The organism is Flavobacterium sp. HJ-32-4, from assembly GCF_022532105.1.
Lineage (GTDB): Bacteria > Bacteroidota > Bacteroidia > Flavobacteriales > Flavobacteriaceae > Flavobacterium.
This window is the reverse complement of sequence record NZ_CP092832.1, coordinates 3,418,770-3,439,143: the sequence shown is the minus strand read 5'-3', so window position 1 is coordinate 3,439,143 and position 20,374 is coordinate 3,418,770. Positions and strand designations below refer to the sequence as shown.

At 51.6% G+C, this 20,374-nt stretch carries 2 protein-coding genes; both read left to right on the top strand.

The genetic code is table 11. The features are described 5' to 3' along the window. Positions 1 to 75 precede the first annotated feature (75 nt). On the top strand, positions 76 to 9,843 hold the full coding sequence (locus MKO97_RS14700; protein ID WP_241103960.1) for a choice-of-anchor J domain-containing protein: 9,768 nt from the start codon (positions 76 to 78) through the stop codon (positions 9,841 to 9,843). 548 nt (positions 9,844 to 10,391) lie between these two features. Continuing rightward, positions 10,392 to 20,291, top strand: a complete 9,900-nt coding sequence (locus MKO97_RS14695) for a GEVED domain-containing protein (RefSeq protein WP_241103959.1) — start codon at positions 10,392 to 10,394, stop codon at positions 20,289 to 20,291. Positions 20,292 to 20,374: the final 83 nt, after the last annotated feature.

The window sequence follows — 20,374 nt, the reverse complement described above, 5'->3', positions numbered from 1 at the left end:
AGTTATGGTTAACTATTTTTGTTAACTTCGGCTTTTAAATTAATCTTAACTATGTGTAAAAATTACGTTTTCTTGATGACTGGTAGGGATGCCGGTCTCAACGACGGAATCGGGCATGATGTAGGTTCGCCTCCTTCTACGTCCGTTTTTAGGTTCGCCCGATGGCTTTTCGGCCTTGCGTTCCTGCTCTTTTTCTCCGTGGGCCCTGCGTCTGCTCAGACGACCCTCATCAGTCCGACAGGAGACGGTGGTTTTGCCAATGGATCGACATTCGCTGCAAACGGATGGACCGCTTCCAGTTCGGCCAATAACCCTTGGGTAGTCGGCACTGCGGTGTCGACGGCACCGTTTTCCGGGAATAGCGCCTACATTTCCAACGATGGTGGTACGACCAATGCGTATACGCAGGCAAATGATGCTACCAACTATTTCTATCGGGACATTACCGTTCCGGCAGGGGAGACTATCATCACGCTGTCGTTCAACTGGCGTAGCAATGGCGAAAGCAGTTGGGACCTTTGGCAGGTCTTCTATGCGCCGACTACGGTCACGCCTACAGGTGTTGCTTCGCATCCTGGTAGTGGTACCGGAGTAATTCCAACCGGAATTACAGGAGCTACCCTCATCGGATTCGGTCAGATACAGACTACCGTACAGACGGCGACGTTTACACTGCCGGCTTCGTTAGCCGGTACGACCTTCCGTCTTATCTTCTCATGGAAGAATGAGACCGGTGGTTCACAACCCCCGGCTGCTATCGATAACATCTCGATGACCTCACGGGCGCCTATGACCATTACGTCAAATGGTGCGGGTGGACTTTGGTCGTCTACCGCTACCTGGGTAGGCGGGATCGTTCCGACTTCCGCCGATAACGCGGTGATTGCCGACGGTTCTACTGTGACCATCGACCAAACCGGACAAGCGGTTAATAATCTCACCATAGGTGGAGGTACGAGTGGTATCCTCAACTATGGCACCACGCCCAGCACCTTTACAATAGTAGGTAACCTTACAGTCAACGCGGGCGGCGCTTTTAATGTCTACAATGGTACGGCGGGTAAGAGCGTTGCTGTGGCGGGTAACATTACGAATAATGGCACCATCGATATGTCGGTGGGATCAACGGCTACTGCGCTTACCCTGAACGGCACTACGGTGCAGACGGTTGGAGGCAGTGGTTCGTTTACGGCGAATACCCTTCGCGGACTTACCTTTAACAATACCAATGCGGCTGTTCCGAATATCAACTGGAACTTCAATAATATCAGCATTGCCAACACGCTTACGTTTACAGCCGGAAAAGTGGCACTGGGATCTAATAAACTGACCCTGGGAATCAATACCACCACTACCGGTACCCTTAGCTATACTGCGGGTGGTTTCACGGGAGGCACCTTCAACCGTTATTGGACAACCGCCGGAACCGGCAGCACCATAACGGGTGGAACCGACCCCTCAACTGCTACCAGCCGCTATCCGTTCGTTTCGGCAACGAATCAAAACCGTTCCGCTTGGATCGAACGTAGCACTTCCACGGTGGCCGGACAGCTTTCCTGTACGTATGTGGATGCCACGGGCACCACTCCGGTAAGTGTAATAGACGGTGCTTACACCATCGAATCACGCTACAACGGCAGCTGGACCTTCAGTACGGAAGGTTCTGCCTACTCGGCTACCAATAATGAAGTAGCGCTTGTGGCACCAGGTGGATACATCGCACTGAATTCGAACAGCCGCATCTTGCTGGCTTCTTCAAGTGTAGGAGGCACTCAGCAGGGTGGAACAAGTACACCGGGTGCACAACGCGTGCTTTCGGTAGCGCAATTGACATCAGGCGCCCTTTATATAGGTGCTGCCAATGTTGATATTTCACAACCTTGTACGGGCACACCTACGCCCGGTACTGTAGCTCCCGCTTCTACTACCATTTGCGCTAATACATCCGGTACTGTGCTAACCGCCACCGGGTTTTCGACGGGCGTCACGGGCATCAACTTCCAATGGGAGGAATCGGATGACAACGGTGTAGCGGATGCATGGGCCAATGCGGTCGGAGGAAGCGGTGCCACTACGGCATCGTATACGCCACCTGTACTTGCCTCTACCCGTTATTACCGTCTGCGCGTTACTTGTTCGAACAGTGGTTTGTCGGATGTTACGAATGTAGCAACTATCACGACGGTGAACTGTGCGTACGATGTAACACGTTCGACCGGTATCACATATAATTCTATTATCTCAACCGGTAATGCCTTTACCTGGAGCACGACCTCGTCTTCACCGGCCGTCAACTCCTCTTGGCAGACGGATGAGAACACCACGACGCAAGTAACGTTTCCATTCCCGTTTACGTATCGCGGCACTACCGTAACCGGTTTCCGTGCGACAGTAAACGGCTTTGTAACGCTGAGTAACACGGCACTCTCCACCCAGAGTAGCTTCACCGTTGGATTGGGTTCCACGGCCACATGGAAGAGCGTTATCGCGCCGATGTGGGCTGACCTTGTCATCGCCGGTAACCCAAACACGGTTTCGTCGCTTCAGGGCGCAGGCGCCCCGATCAAGTATCAGGTGGACGGAACATCTCCAAACCGTGTCCTTACTGTGGAATGGTCAAACATGGAAACGTTCAATAATGCTGGACCAAACCTTAATTTCCAGGTCAAGTTCTACGAAACGACCAACAACATCGAATTCGTGTACGGATCAATGGAAGGATATAACGGAACCGCGGATTATACCTACTCATACGCTTCGGGTCTAAATGGTGAAAGCATCGTAACGCCTTCTGTGGCGAACCTAACCTCACAACAGCTTTACAACACCCGTAGCTTTGCCGCTACGGCCGTAAACAACCTCAATGTTGTGCCGGAATGTAATTCCAGCGTGTTATTTACACCGGGCGACTACACCGCTTACGTACCAGGCAGCTCAACGCCTGCGAATGACGAACCGGCAGGCGCTGCGACGCTTACAGTAAACGCGTCTCCGTGCACCTCGCTTTGTGGAACCTACTATGATACCAAAGGCGCTACGGCTTCGGCTGGCATTACTGCCTGTTCGGTAGCAGGAACCACTCCTGATGACGACGTTTGGTTCAAATTCACAGCCGGTGTTGCAACCGACTATAAAATCCAGGTGTATGGTGGTGGTGGCTACAATGCGGTAGTGCAGCTTTTCAGCGATGCTGGAACGACTGCCGTGAGCTGCGTCAACGCAACCGGAACCGGACTCACCGAAACCATCAACGCGACCGGGTTGACCACTGGGGTAACCTATTACATTCGCGTGTACCATGCAGGTACAGGGAACGGAACGGCCACCAACCTTTCAATCTGCGTCAGTGAAGTAATCTCGCCGCCAACGAATGATAACATTGCGACGGCCACAACCCTGACACCAGCGAGTTCATGTACTACAACGGCAAGCGAATTCCCATCTACGCTGGCCGCAACGGCATCGCCAACAACCCCGGCAGCCTGTAACACGGCAGACGATGACGTTTGGTATAAGTTCACCGCGACATCGCTTCTTATGACAGTAACTGTTCAATCGGGAAGTGGTTATAATGCGGCTATGCAGATCCTTTCTTCTTCGGATAATACCCCAACGGGTACACTTACTCAAGTTGCGTGTGTGAATGCGACAAGTTCAGCGGGCCAAGAGAGCTATTCAGGAACGTTCGTTCCGGGAAACACCTATTTCGTACGTGTGTACCATGCCGTGTCTGGAGCAGGTTCGGGTAATTTCACTATTTGTGTTACCGACTGTGCTACAGCAGGGTTGCCATTGGCCCAAGGGCTTAACAGCGGCTCATTGGGTTGTTGGTCATCGACGGTGGTTACAGACGGAACAGGTTCTGGTGGCGCTACACCAAGCCTTACCTATGTAACGGCATCGACCAATCCGACCGGCTTCTCTGCTGAAGAAGGTACCGGATTCTACCGCTTTAACTCCTTTGATTGTGACGCGGGCGACCAGATCCGTTTGGTTTCGCAGGCTGTCAATACCACGGGCGTATCGTTTGTTGATGTGAAGTTTAAGTGGCTTCACTCACTTACCTATACGAACCTTGACGAAGTGCAGGTACAGTATTCACTTGATGGTGCTACATGGGTAAACGCAGGCGGACCGATTGTCCGTTACGACGGCAGTACCCTGGGATGGATTGGTAAAACCGTCACGCTTCCTGCGGGTGCGGGTAATCAACCGCAAGTGTATATCGCGTTCCTTTTCACAGGTCAATTCGGTAACGACTGTTACATCGACGATATCAACATCGTAGAGACGCCGCCATGTGCCGCTCCTACCAATGTTGTGGCGTCTGCCATCACCAATAACAGCGCGACCATTTCATGGGATGCTTCTGTATCGACACCAGCTAACGGTTATGAGTACTATTTCAGCACCAGTTCCACTACGCCTACCGGGGCTACTACGCCTTCGGGTGCGGTGGGGGCCGGTATTCTGACGGCTGGTATTTCAAGCCTTACAGGAAATACTGATTACTACGTATGGGTTCGCTCGGTGTGTGATGCACTGACGACCAGTGACTGGTCATCGGTAGGTACCTTTACAACCGCCTGTGACGCTGTGACGACTTTCCCATGGACGGAAGGTTTCGAAACGACTTCTACCTGGTTGGGCTGTTTCTCGGTAATCGACAACAATGCCGATACAGAGACATGGACACTTTCTACGTCTCAGCCTCGTACAGGTGCGCGTAGTGCTGCCATGAACTCTGATTTCAACAGCAGTAACGACGACTACCTCATTACGCCGCAGTTGTCACTGGATGCCACACCAAAACGTCTTCGTTTCTGGGTGCGTGCGAATTCAGCAGCGGAGCCGGATGAAATTTCGGTTCGTATCTCAACTACCGGTAAGACGGTGGCGAATTTCACGAACGTTGCCCTCGCGTCAACACCGGTTGCGTCTACAACGTATACACAACTGACCGTTGATTTGACGGCGTATGCCAATTCGAACATCTATATTGCGTTTGTGCGTAACGGGGCTCCGGCCGATGGTTGGATTCTGTATCTTGACGATATTCTCGTGGAAGATCAGCCAAGCTGTATTGCGCCTAATGCGCCGGTTGCGTCGAACGTTACGACGAATTCTGCTACGGTTAGTTGGACTGCTCCAGCGGTGGCTCCGGCGGATGGTTATGAGTATTATTTCAGTACGTCTAACACAACGCCTACCAATGCCACTACGCCTTCGGGCAGCACGGCCGCGGGCACAACCTTTACCAATCTCTCCCTGTTGAGCGGCTCTACCCAATATTACTTCTGGGTACGTTCGGTTTGTAGCACGGGTGTTTCGACCAGCGAATGGTCGTCTCCGGCTTCGTTCTACACCGGTCATTGTGTGCCTGCACCAAGCAGTGTTGACGGACTCGGGATTACGAATGTAACGATGGGTACTATCAACAATACGACAAGTTCCGAAACAGGCAACTATGGTGATTACAGCGCGCAGTCTACGACAGCCCAACAGGCGTCGACTGTGTCGTTCAGCATCACATATGAAACGGGTTATACCTACGACACGGCTATCTTCGTTGACTGGAACGATGACCTTGATTTCAGCGACTCGGGAGAAACTGTCTACACAGGAACCTCCGCCGGTGATGATCCGACCGTCCTTTCAGGTACGTTCGTAGTGCCATTGAGCGCGTCCGTCGGTTCGCACAGATTGCGTATTGGCGGTCAGGATGGCGGTCCGGTAGCACCATGTTACACGGGTTCATTCGGTACCTTCGAGGATTACACCATCAACGTAACGGCGGCGCCTATCTGTACGGGTACACCGACTGCAGGTACGATCCCATCTTCCTCTGCGGTTTGCGTCGGTAGCACCGTACAACTGGTAGCAACCGGTTACACAACGGGCACGGGCATTTCGTTCCAGTGGGAAGAGTCGGATGATAATGGAGTAGGGGATGCCTGGGCAGATGCAGTAGGCGGAACAGGTGCCACTACGGATACCTATACCACGCCGACTACATTGTCCGGCACACGCTACTATCGTCTGAAGGTAACGTGCGCCACCAGCGCGGAGTTTGCGTATACGAATACGAATACGATCGTTGCATCGGTTTGTTCGTTCGACGTAACACGTAATACGGGTGTAAGCTACGCATCTATTATTTCAACAGGTAACTCGTTTACGTGGAGTACTACCTCGTCTACACCGGCCGTTAACAGCAGCTGGCAAACCGATGAGAACACGTCTACGGCGGTGAGTTTCCCATTCCCATTCGTATATCGTGGAACGGTCGTGAGTAACTTTAAGGCCCACGTTAACGGATTCGTATCGCTGAGTGATACTCCATATACGTCACATTTGGCAGGACCTGCTATTGGTTCGACTTCGAACTACCATTCTGTGGTAGCTCCGTTCTGGGCTGACCTTGTCACACAGGGTAACCCGAATACGGTTGCGTCACTGCAAGGTGCTTCGGCTCCGATCAAGTACCAGGTTGACGGCACAGCACCTAACCGGGTACTGACCGTTGAATGGTCAAACATGGAGACGTTCCTGAACGCCGGACCTAACCTGAACTTCCAGGTGAAGTTCTATGAAACGACCAACAACATCGAGTTTGTCTACGGTTCAATGGAAGGTTTCAATGGTACTACTGATTATACGTACGCCTATGCAGCGGGTATGAATGGTGAGACGATAGGCACGCCAAATGTGAACAACCTTACGGCGCAGCAACTCGCCAATACGCGCAGTTTTGCCGCTACGGCCGTGAACAACCTGAACTTCGTTCCGGATTGTAACTCAAGTCTCTTGTTTACTCCGGGTGCGTATACAACGTATGTTCCGGGTGCTTCTACACCGGCAAACGACGAACCGGGCGGCGCTGTGTCACTCACGGTGAACACGTCCCCTTGTACATCGCTTTGCGGAACGTACTACTCAACAGCGGGCGCTACGGCTTCTGCGGGTATTTCAGCCTGTTCGCCGTCGGCTATCGGAACACCGGACGATGACGTTTGGTTCAGCTTCGTAGCCACCACGGCAGACATTAATATCCGTGTATACGGAGGTGGCGGATACAACCCTGTAGCGCAGCTATTCAGCAATGCAGGTACTACGTCACTAAGCTGTATCAACGCAACAGGTAACGGTTTGACCGAAACCCTTGCTGCAACAGGACTCACAGTGGGTGCGACGTATTATGTTCGCGTATACCACCTTGGTACCGGAAACGGCACAACACCAGAGATTTCGATCTGTGTGAGCGAGGTGATTACAGCTCCTGCGAACGACAACATAGCAGGTGCAGTGTCTTTGACTGTGGATACCTTCTGTAACCCGACCAATAGCCCTCAACCAAGCGTGTTGGCGGCAACGCTTTCACCTCAAACGGCTTGTACCGGTACACCGGACGATGACGTGTGGTATTCATTCGTTGCCTCGTCAAGCTACCAGGTCGTGACCGTTCAATCGGGTTCAGGCTATAATGCCGTACTCCAGGTGTTCTCGTCATCCGACAACACACCGACGGGTACGCTTACCTCGCTTACCTGTACGAACAACACAAGCACGGCTGGAACGGAGACCTATGCGTCGAATACCTTCGTGCCTGGTAATACGTATTACGTTCGCGTCTATCATTTTGCCAGCGGTGTCGGCAGTGGTAACTTCTCAGTATGTGTGGCGGCTCCGTCACCCGTCTGTGTTGCTGCACCTACCGCACCGGTCAACGGATCCAATTCGTGCGTTTCCGGAACCGGAACCACACTTTCATGGGCTGCAGTGACCAATGCTACTAATTACGACGTGTATCTCGATACCGTTGATGGAAGCACACTGGTATCAAATGACCAAACGGCTACAAGCTATACAACAGCGGCTCCTTTGGCAGGCGGTACTTATTTCTGGCGTGTCGTTCCGCTAAATGCGAATGGCGAAGCCGGTGCATGTAGTACGTTCAGCTTCATCAAGGATCCAGCTTCGGTTGGCGGTACTATTTCGGCGGGCACATCCGTGTGCGGCACCGACAGAGGAACGTTGACGCTGTCTGGCCATACAGGAACGATTGTACGTTGGGAAAGTTCGGTTGCACCGTTCACTAGCTGGACACCGATCACGAATACGACCACGTCGTATGCCGTAGGTGCCTTGTCGGTTCCGACGCGTTATCGTGTAGTGGTGCAAAGTGGAGCATGTTCTACTGCGACTTCTGCTGAAATCAATGTGGATGCAGTGTCTACCAGCTGGAATGGTACAACGTGGTCAAACGGAACACCTAACTCCGGCATGGCTGCAGTTATCCCGGTCAACTTCAGTGCGACATCGGATCTCGCGGCCTGCTCATTGACCGTCAATGGCGGTGCTGTGGTGACGGTAGGTTCGGTTAACGCTACCACGAATGCGATCACATCGGCGTATGACTTTGATATTTCTGGTCCGGTAACGGTACAGAGTGGTTCCCTGACGTTCGAGCAAGGTTCGAACCTGTTGCAAACAGGCTACACTGGGGCCAACAGTGGTAATATCACCGTGAAGACACAAGTTCGTATCTGGCGTCAGGATTACGTATACTGGGGTTCACCGGTATCGGGTCAGAAACTGAATGCGTTCTCTCCACTGACACTGTGGAACCGTTTCTACACCTTTAATCCGGCAGGTAACGCCTATGCTCCGGTCTTCGCAAATGCGACCGACCCTGCGTTGGCAACCTATGAGTTCGTTCCGGGAACCGGTTATATGGTTCGTGCCCCGAATACGTTCGTTAACCCGAACTACGCGGCTCCGGAAACACAGCCTTGGTTCACCAGCCAGTTTACGGGTGTACCAAACAACGGTACGGTTTCCGTAACGACTACGAATGGCGTATCGAATGTCCATATGATTTCGAACCCGTATCCGTCGACCGTTAATGCCGATGCGACAACCGGATTCCTTTCGGTTAACCCAGGTACGTTGTACTTCTGGACGCACCATGACCAAACACCGGGTGGTAACAACTACGCGATGTATAACAATTTGGGAGGCACGGCCGCTTATTTGGGTGGTGCTGTTCCGAACGGTACGATCCAGGTAGGGCAGGGCTTCCTGTTCACGAATAACAACAACCTGGCAAGCGTCAGCTTTACCAACGCGATGCGTGTGGGCAATAATGAAGGACAGTTCTTCCGGACCGCTTCCGGCAACCGCAGCCGTATCTGGCTGAACGTAGCCAATGGTACGGTTAAAGGTAACCAGATGTTGGTCGGTTATACGGAAGAGGCCACTATGGGCGTCGATATGTCGCTTGATGGTATCCTCATCCCGAACGGTAACTGTATCGCTTCGCTGATCGGTAATGACCGTTATGGTATCCAGGCACGTCCTGCGTTCAGCGCTGACGACATCGTTCCGATGGGCCTTCGTGCTGAGACGGCTGGTACCTTCACGGTATCGCTTGACCACGTGGATGGTGTGTTTGAGGGCGATCAGGACATCTTCCTGAAAGATAACCTGACAGGGGTTGTGACCAACCTGAAACAAGCCTCGTACAGCTTCGCTACCGAAGCAGGAGACTTCAATGACCGTCTGCAGTTGCAGTATGTCAATACGACCTTGGGTATCCCAGGCTTCGATGCGAACACGGTCGTTATCTATAAAGATGACAACCAGGTGCTGACCATCAATGCCGGTACGATCGAGATGGCGAATGTGAAAATCTTCGACATCCGCGGCCGTCAGGTATACACCAAAGAAGCGATCAGCTCGAATGTGGCCCAGTTGGGTGACCTGAAGGCAGAGCACCAAGTCTTGTTGGTACAGATTACTTCCGCCGACGGAAGGGTCGTAACCAAGAAGGTGGCGTACTAATCGCTGGTTATAAATAAGAGAAACCTCCCGGAAACGGGAGGTTTTTTTTTGCGCTATTGCCAGATAATTTTCATAGAGTGCATAGGAATAATCATAGAATTAACACTCACATCACAATTTTTCATATACAGCCCTTTTATTTAAATGCCATACCTCAAAAGTTATCAAATTGTGATTTAATAGTTGTGTTATTAAGTAAAATATAGTGTCTTTTTGCGATTTTTAATATTGAGAATAATTCAAAGTATTTGGTTTTTTACTCGTAATTCGTTTATTTTTCGGTCGAAAACGTCGGAATAATTAGCTTATTATCGGAATATTAATAAACCATTAACTTTTTTTGAATATCTTTAGGCACTAAAATTTTATTAACTATGTATAAAAACTACAATTCCGCTCATTCTCGACCGCGTTCGGGAAATAGGGCAGGCCGAGGTTTCCTACTTTGGTTTATCGCTTTTGTAGTCGTGCATCTGTGTTCAGTCAGTGTCCATGCTCAGACTGCGAGAGATTATTCGTTTCTCGCAACGACAGGTACTTACACGCAGGTGAGTGGTTCAGCCACACAGCTAACGTCTGTGCAGGCCGATACCGCTCTCAGTACGGCGCAAAACATTGGGTTTACATTCGTCTATGAAGGCGTGAATTACACGCAGTTCCGGATGAGTTCAAACGGCTTTATCAGTTTGAACACGACCGGTACTTCTTCATTGACGACTAACGACTTCACTACGGCCAATGCTACCTCGCGGCCTATCATCGCGCCGCTGTGGGACGACTTGGACGGAGCTGCCACTGGAGGCTCCTTTGCGGGCTATGAGTTGACAGGTTCAGTCGGAAGCCGCGTTCTTACTGTTGAGTGGCGAAATTGGGAGTGGAATTGGAACTCAGGGTCTCCTGTTCTGAGCTTCCAAATTAAACTATACGAGACAACGAACGTGATTGAATTCATTTATCGTTCTGAGTCGGGGTCGGTTAACAATGGCTCTGCTTCGATCGGTATCGGTTCGGCTACGGGTTCAGGTGCCAACTCTTATTTGAACTTAACTAGCGTAGCTACGCCTGCTGTGAGTAGTACGACATCTCAAACGTTGCTTTCAACCAAACCTGCTACTGGAACTGTATACAGGTTTACGCCACCGCCACCGTGTTCCGGTCCTCCATCTGCGGGGACTGTTAGTCCGGCAGTGTCGACAATTTGCGTAGGCAGTACACAGGCATTTACAGTTACTGGTAACACTACTGGTGTTACGGGGTTAGCTTATCAATGGGAAACATCACCTGATGGTTCGACCGGATGGGCGAACGTTTCCGGAGGTACGGGTGCGACGACGGCGTCATATACCACACCGGCCTATGCCAGTGGTACACAGTACTACCGCCTTCGCGTTACGTGTACGCCCACTTCTGATATCGCGTACTCCAACGTCGTATCGGTTTCCGGGCCGGCAAACCCGACTATCCAGGCATCTGCTATTACGCAGACCGCTGCGACGACAACATCTGCAACATTTAGCTGGACGGCAGGTAACGGTAACAACCGTTCTGTCTACATCAATACGACCAATTCCTTTGTAGACCCCACCAATGGGGTAGTGCCAGGCACAGCCAACACGGTATACGGAGGTTCAGGGCAACAACTTGTCTTTAACGGTACAGGTACATCGGTTACGGTTACCGGCTTGACCATTGGGACTACGTATTTTGTTCGCGTGTATGAGAGCCGCTTGTGTACGTCGCCAAGTTATTTCTACAACACGGCCACGGCTACAGCCAACCCGGCTTCTATTTCTACCGCTGATCGCTTGAAATATAACATCACGCGTACAGACAATATCGTTTACACGCCGGTATCGGCTTCTGCCGTCATTGCGACGCCTACCACGGGTACCGCCGATGATTCCAACTACGGTCCATTTACATTCTTCCCATTCCAATATGCCGGTACGACCGTGTCGTCATTCCGCGTAACGACGAATGGTTTCATGACGTTGAATAGCGGGAATACCGCTACATCCTTCAACAACGGTATCTCGAATAGCACCAGTAACAACTTTGTGCTGGCGCCCTTCTGGGAAGACTTGTATGTAAACAACGGCACGCCGAACACACAGTTCGTAAAATACGAAGTCACGGGTACATCCCCTAACCGCGTATTGACCGTGCAGTGGGAAAACGTGGAAGTATTTAACTATCCTGGTCCTAGCCTTAACTTCCAGGTCAAACTCTATGAGTCTGACAGCCATATCGAATATGTATATGGTGTGATGCAGGGCTTTGACGGAACCAACCCGAATAATGGTACGGTTACCAACGGCTATGCGTTTAGCTACACCATGGGTATGACCGCTTCCACATGGGGTACACCGGCTGTGGCGGGCGAGGTTATCGCACTACAGCAGGCCAATTCCCTTAGTTTCTCAAGTTTGGGAGGTATAACAACAAACGAAGGTGTTAACAAGCTTTCGGTTATGCCAAACTGTTCGAGTATGTATACCTTCACACCAGCGGGTTCCATTCGTGCGAATGATCCGTATCCGGGTGTGCCAGGTCCGCCTACCAACGATGAGCCAGCGGGCGCGATCGATTTGACGACGCTGCCTACTGTTCCGGCGAACTTCTGTGGCTCGTTCTATTCGTCTGCGTTCGCGACAGCGAGTTCAGGTATTGCGGCTCCTGTGTCAGGAACGACAGCCGATGACGACGTGTGGTTCAAGTTCACGGCGAATTCGACCAACACCACTGTTACCGTTCGCGGTTCAGGTGGTTATGATGCGGTCGTACAGATCTTTAATGACGGTGACTATACAACGCCGCTTGCGTCGAAGAACGCGAACGGCCTGACCGGTACATCACTGACCGAGACCATCAACCAGGTTGATTTTACAACGACACCGGGTAATGTCTACCGCGTGCGTGTGTACCATGCAGGAGGTGGAACGCAGGCAACTGCAACCGCTACTGTTTCGGGAGGCGCGATTACCGGCTTCACGGTAACCAACGGTGGAACGGGGTATATTACGTGTAATGGTGGTGCAGGACTTACTGCAACTCCGTTCGTATATATTACCGATGCTACGGGTTCAGGTGCTGTGGCGAAAGTTACAGTGACCAGCGGTGCGATCACAGCTATTGCGCTCCAAGGCAGCCAGGGCGGTTCCGGTTATTCGGGTACGCCGACGGTTACCGTTGCGCCTTCGAGCTTTGGTGTTACCGGTGACTTCTCGATTATCGTGAACGCTACACCGACACCACCTGCTAACGATGATATCTGTACGGCTACTTCGCTCACGCCGACTGCAACCTGTACGACAACGGCTGGTAACACGTTCACGGCGACGGCTTCTTCGCAAGCGGCCTGCGGTGGTAACCCAGACGACGACGTATGGTATTCTTTCGTGAGCAGCGGTACCAATATTATCACGGTAACCGGAAGTGCGGTAGGTTTCAACCCACATGTTGAGGTTTTCACCTCTTCTAATAATACGTGTTCGGGTACCCTCACCTCTGTAGCGTGTGTGAACGCGACTACCGGTGGTGGTATCGAAACCTATTCAGGTCCGTTCACGGCAGGCCAAACCTATTTCGTACGTGTGTACCACAGTGGTACAGGTGCCGGAACAGGTGCCTTCACGATCTGTGTAACGGCTCCGGTTCCTGCCTGTACAACAAACACAGATCCGGTTGATGCGGTAACACAAGTCGCCTTGCTACCGACCCTCACGTGGGCAGCAGCTACCAACGCAACCAGTTATGATGTGTATTTCGGAACTTCTTCAGGCGGCGAAACACTGCTGACCAATGTTGCGACTACCTCGTATACATTCACAACGCCACTGTTGTCAAATACCCAGTATTTCTGGTATATCGTTCCGAAAAACGGTAACGGTGCCCCTACATGCGGTGTCGCCAATGAAACCAGTTTCACGACGGTATCGTGCGACGTGGTATCCAACATCACCGTGTCTAACATCACTGCTGCTTCAGTTGACCTGACGTGGTCGGCCTCGCTGAGTGCGCCTGCTGATGGATATGAGTACGAAATCCGCACGAGTGGTGCGGGTGGCAGCGGGTCGACAGGCCTTGTCGCTTCCGGTTCGGTTGGGGCAGGTGTATTGACTACTACAGTTTCAGGACTTCCTTCTGTTGCCGGTCTGACGGCTTACGTTCGTTCCGCTTGTAGCATTTCTTCGAGCTCCTACAGCCCGTGGAGAAACTCTGCTGTGTTCAGTACGACCTATTGTTCGCCAGCACCTACAAGCACGGATGGAAATGGTATCACAAACGTTTCGTTCTCTACAATCAACAATCCGACCGGTGCTGAACCCGGTGGTTATGGAAACTACTCCTCGCTGGTGGGTGATGTGATTACCGGTGCGACAATTCCGGTGAACATTACATACTCAACAGGTTTTACATACGATACCAAAATCTGGATCGACTGGAACAATGACCTTGACTTTGCGGATGCAGGTGAAGAGGTCTACAGCGGCACATCCCTTGCGACGAACCCAACTACCCTGGCTGCTTCGTTCACGGTTCCAACAGGTGTTGGTTTCTACGGAACGCACAGAATGCGTATCGGTGGTGTTGATGCAGGACCGCCAACTGTGTGTTGGACAAGTTCGTTTGGTACGTTTGAAGACTACACCGTGAATGTAATTCCGGTACCATCGTGCTTGGCACCGTCTTCGCCAACTGTAAATGCCATCACAAACAGTTCAGCTACCCTTAACTGGACGGCGTCGGCTAGTGCTCCTTCTGGCGGATATGATTATTATCTCGATACTACCAGCACAGCTCCAACGGCTGTTACAACACCAACAGGTTCAGTCGGTGCAGGCGTGTTGACAACATCACTGGGCACACTGGCTGCTTCCACTACGTATTACGCTTGGGTACGTGCTAATTGCGGCGGTGGTGATTACAGTAGCTGGGCGCCTGCTTCGGCGTTTACTACCCTTTGTGATCCAGTGTCGACTTTCCCATGGACGGAGACATTCGAAACGACGTCTACTACCTTACCGTGTTTCACCGTTATTGACGGAGGAGATTCAGGTACGTGGGGGATCACAACCAGCAACCCGCGTTCGGGTAGTCGTGCGGCTGCTTTGAATACAGATTTCAATGCTGCTAATGATGATTACTTGATTACGCCTCAGTTGACCCTGGTGGGTGCTCCGAAAAGGCTTCGCTTCTGGGTACGTGCGAATTCAACGGGGGAACCCGATGAAATTTCGGTTCGTATTTCAACTACGGGCGGTTCCTATAGTGACTTCACGAATATTGCGATGGCCTCAACGCCGGTCGCTTCTACGACTTATCAGTTGATGACGGTTGATTTGTCAGCATATGCGGGCTCTTCTATTTACATTGCGTTCGTCCGAAATGCAGCACCGGCTGATGGATGGGTCCTGTACCTTGACGATGTACTCGTGGAAGACCTGCCGGTTTGTAATGAGCCTTCAGCGCTCACGACTTCTTCAGTTTCTACTGGTGGTGCGGTTATCACATGGACCGCTCCTTCGATTGCGCCGTCAAATGGGTATGAATATTACGTTTCAACATCGAATGTAACTCCGTTGACTACGGATACACCGACAGGCACCGCTACTGGTACATCCGCTACGTTATCAACGTTGTCAGCGAACACCCAATACTATTTCTGGGTACGTTCGAACTGTGGTTCTGGTACCGTAAGTGATTGGTCGTCTATCGGATCGTTCTTTACAGGATACTGCGTTCCTGCACCGACTTCAGTTGACGGAAGTGGTATCACGAATGTGACATTCGGTACGGTTAACAACTCTACTGGTGCTGAAACTGGAAACTATGCTGACTACTCCGGATTATCGGCAACGGTCACGCAAGGAGACGTAGTTCCGGTGAGCATCACGTATTCGACCGGTTTCACGTATGACACCCGTATCTTCATTGACTGGAACGATGACCTTGATTTCGACGATACTGGCGAGATCGCTTATACGGGTACGTCACTTGCCACCAACCCAACGACGCTTTCGGCTAGCTTTACCGTGCCTGTTTTGGCAACGGTAGGTCCGCACAGAATGCGTATCGGTGGTCAGGACTCAGGTCCGGTGACGCCTTGTTACTCAGGCTCCTTCGGTTCATTCGAAGACTATACTGTCAATGTGATTGCGGCTCCAATTTGTAACGGAACGCCAACAGGTGGTACGGTTCAGGCTACATTCAATGTTTGTGCGACGAATACCGTTCAACTGGCGGCTACCGGATATTCTACCGGAACCGGTACCAGCTTCCAGTGGGAAGAGTCAGATGACAATGGTGTGAGCGATGCGTGGGCTGCGGTTACAGGTGGAACAGGGGCGACTACGCCTACCTATACGACACCTGCGTTGACCGTTACCAAGTATTACAGGTTGCGTGTTGACTGTTCGGCTACTGCCCTTACAGGATATTCAAACGTGTCGAATGTTATCGTAAGCATCTGTACGTATGATACGGCCATTACAAGTGCGTCATACACCTCGATCATGCCGGCTGCCGGCGGAACAGGTACCGCATTCCCTGGCTGGCAGAGTACTACATCGGGTGACGATAACACGTCTACTACGGTAAGCCTTACCGGAACGACCTTCACCTACCAAGGTGCTCCGGTGAGTGGATTCCAGGCGTCTTCAAACGGATGGATGACGTTCAATACTGCGAACACATCTACTGCGTTCTCAAACGACCTGACCTCTACCGGACAGAACCGTGTATTGGCTCCATTCTGGGATGACCTTGTATTCACGGGTCAAGCGTATGCCAACCGCGATGCGTGTATGCGTTATCAGGTTACAGGTGTGTTAGGTTCCGGTTCTGCTGTGATTACAGTAGAGTGGGCGGGTATGGAACGTTTCAACATCCCTGGTCCAAACCTGAACTTCCAGGTAAAACTGTACGAATCAGATAACCATATCGAGTTTATCTATGGTAACTTTAATGGTTTTGATGGTACTGTAACATCTGCATACAGCTACAGCGTGGGTTACAATGGCACTACGCCTAACGGAACGACGGCTTCCGATCGTTTCGCCCAACAAGTAGCGAACACCAACTTCTTCTCTACGACGAACCAAACCGCGCTTACGCGTATGCCAGCTTGTTATACCATGGTGTCTCTTACACCAGGTATCTACTCAGGCTTGACCAGTGCACCGACGACTCCGGTTCCGTCTAATAACGAAGTGGCGGGTGCTACTCCATTGACCGTATTATCATCACCTCCGTCTGAACTGTGCGGTACGTATTATACGTCCGACGGTGCTACCAACTCAGGGGTGGGCACAGCTTCGTGCTCGACGGCCGGATTTGAAGACGACGATGTGTGGTTCTCATTCAACACCACAACATTTGCTGACTACAACATCCGTCTCAGGTCTTCACCTGGTTACGATGGCGTGTTGCAGTTGTTCGATTCGTCAATGACACCGATCACATGTGCTAACAGTACATCGGCTGGTTTGGTAGAGGCCATCAACCCGACAGGGCTGACTACTGGCGGTGCTACGTACTACCTGCGTGTGTTCCACAACGGAGTAGGCTCAGGAAACGGACAGTTCTCTATTTCGGTGAACGAAGTGGTGAATCCACCTGCCAATGACAACATTGCCGGTGCCGTTACCCTTACAGTTGATTCTGTGTGTAACCCAACGTCTAGTCCACAACCGAATATTCTTGTAGCTACCTTGTCGCCTCAGACATCGTGTACAGGAACACCGGATGATGACGTATGGTATTCCTTCGTGGCATCCTCAACCTACCAGGTTGTGACGGTACAGTCAGGTTCAGGTTATAATGCCGTGCTGCAGGTGTTCTCTTCTTCAGACAACACTGCTACCGGTACACTGACTTCATTGACTTGTACGAACGGCACTAGTACGGGAGGTCTTGAGACGTATACTAGCAACGCATTTGTGTCGGGTAATACGTATTTCGTACGTATTTACCACGCAGCAAGTGGCGCCGGATCAGGGAACTTCACCGTTTGTGTCACGGCACCTGTACCTGTGTGCGTCGCGGCTCCAACAGCTCCTGCTGGTGGCGCTAACTTGTGCGCCTCTGTATCTGGAACTACCCTTTCATGGGCTGCTGTAACGAATGCGACAGCATATGACGTATATCTTGACACCGTTGACGGAACCACACTGGTTTCGAACGACCAAACGACTACAAGCTTTACTACGGCGGCTCCATTGGCTGCAGGCACGTATTTCTGGCGCGTGGTTCCATTGAACGCGAATGGTGAGGCTTCGTCTTGCAGCACGTTCAACTTCACCGTTAATCCTACTTCTGTAGGAGGCTCCGTATCGTCTAACCAGACTATCTGTACGGGAGGTACTCCAACTGATGTAAGCCTTTCAGGCCATGTAGGTAATGTGGTAAAATGGCAACGTGCGTCGAATGCAGCGTTTACGTCTGCTACTGACATTGTCACGACCAGCACGACGTTGACATCGGCCCAAATGGGTGCGTTGACAGCTGATACCTGGTTCCGTGCGGTGGTACAGAGCGGTGCTTGTTCGACTGCGAACTCTACTGCAGTGAAAATCACGGTGAGCCCAGTTTCTGTGGGTGGTAGCCTTGCACGCAGTGGTGCTGTCTGCGGAACAGATGGCGGTACGCTTACCCTTACCGGTAATACAGGTAGTGTGGTTCGTTGGGAAAGCGCGGTGTCACCATTTACAACATGGTCACCGATTGCCAACACAACCAGCACATTGAGCATCGGTATGATCGCTTCAACGACACGTTATCGTGCTGTTGTTCAAAGCGGTGCTTGCTCAGAGGCTACTTCTTCTGAAATCACTGTTACCGTTGCCACAACATGGGATGGTACGCAGTGGTCGAACGGTGCGCCAACTACTGGTGTGGCCGCGGTATTCTCTGGTAATTATACTGCAGATGCTGATCTGATCGCGTGTTCACTTTCGTTGATAAACGAGGCAGTAGTGCGCGTAGGTACGGTTGACGCAGGGAATGCTACGACGTCGGCGTATGACTTTGACATTTCTGGTCCGGTAACGGTTCAGACTGGTTCATCGCTGATCATCGAGCAGGGATCGAACCTGTTGCAGACGGGCTACACGGGAGCTAACAGTGGTAACATTACTGTTAAGACGAAAGTCCGCGTTTGGCGTCAGGATTACGTATACTGGGGTTCACCGGTATCGGGTCAGAAGTTGTTCAACTTCTCTCCGTTGACACTTTGGAACCGTTTCTATACGTTCAGTGCTACGGGTAACGCGTATGTTCCGGTATTCTCTAGCAGTACCGATCCGGCGATGGCTACTTATGACTTCAGTCCTGGTACGGGTTATATGGTTCGTGCCCCGAATACGTTCGCTAACCCGAACTATTCACAACCAGCTACCCAGCCATGGTTCAACGGCCAGTTCATCGGTGTTGCCAACAACGGTACGTACAACGTTACGACTACCAACGGAGTATCGAATGTCCATATGATCTCGAACCCGTATCCGTCTACTATCGATGCGGCTGCGTTCCGTTCGGCTAACGGCGGAGGTGCGTTGTACTTCTGGACACACACCAACCAAACGGCTGGAAGCAACAACTACGCTTCGATCACCAACTCAGGAGCAGCAGCTGCCTACTCAGGCGGTGTGGTTCCGAACGGTACGATCCAGGTAGGTCAGGGCTTCCTGTTGAGCAACACAGGCAACGTATCAAGCGTTACCTTCAACAACTCAATGCGTTTGGGCAACAATGCAGGTCAGTTCTTCCGTACAGCGGATAGCGATCGCAGCCGTATCTGGCTGAATGTGGCCAACGGCGATGTGAAAGGTAACCAGATGTTGGTAGCTTATATCCCATCTGCCACACTGGCTGATGACAATGGCTACGAGGCGAAACTGATCCCGAATGGTAACAACATTTCCTCACTGATTGGAAGTGACCGTTACGTGATCCAGGCACGTCCTGCGTTCAGCGCTGACGACATCGTTCCGATGGGTCTTCGTGCTGAGACAGCTGGTACCTTCACGGTATCGCTTGACCACGTGGATGGTGTGTTTGAGGGCGATCAGGACATCTTCCTGAAAGATAACCTGACAGGGGTTGTGACCAACCTGAAACAAGCCTCTTACAGCTTCGCTACCGAAGCGGGCGACTTCAATGACCGTCTGCAGTTGCAGTATGTCAATACGACCTTGGGTATCCCAGGCTTCGATGCGAACACGGTGGTTATCTATAAAGATGACAACCAGGTGCTGACCATCAACGCCGGTACGATCGAGATGGCGAATGTGAAAATCTTCGACATCCGCGGCCGTCAGGTATACACCAAAGAAGCGATCAGCTCGAATGTGGCCCAGTTGGGTGACCTGAAAGCAGAGCACCAAGTCTTGTTGGTACAGATTACTTCCGCCGACGGAAGGGTCGTAACCAAGAAGGTGGCGTACTAATCGCTTAACACCCTACATACAAAGGGCGGTCCGAAAGGGCTGCCCTTTTTTTAGTTGGTATAAATGACGCCCGTGATTTCAGG

Bases quoted from the DNA above. Each gene is read 5' to 3' on its own strand.
- MKO97_RS14700 (WP_241103960.1), top strand. From the start codon at position 76: ATGACTGGTAGGGATGCCGGTCTCAACGACGGAATCGGGCATGATGTA.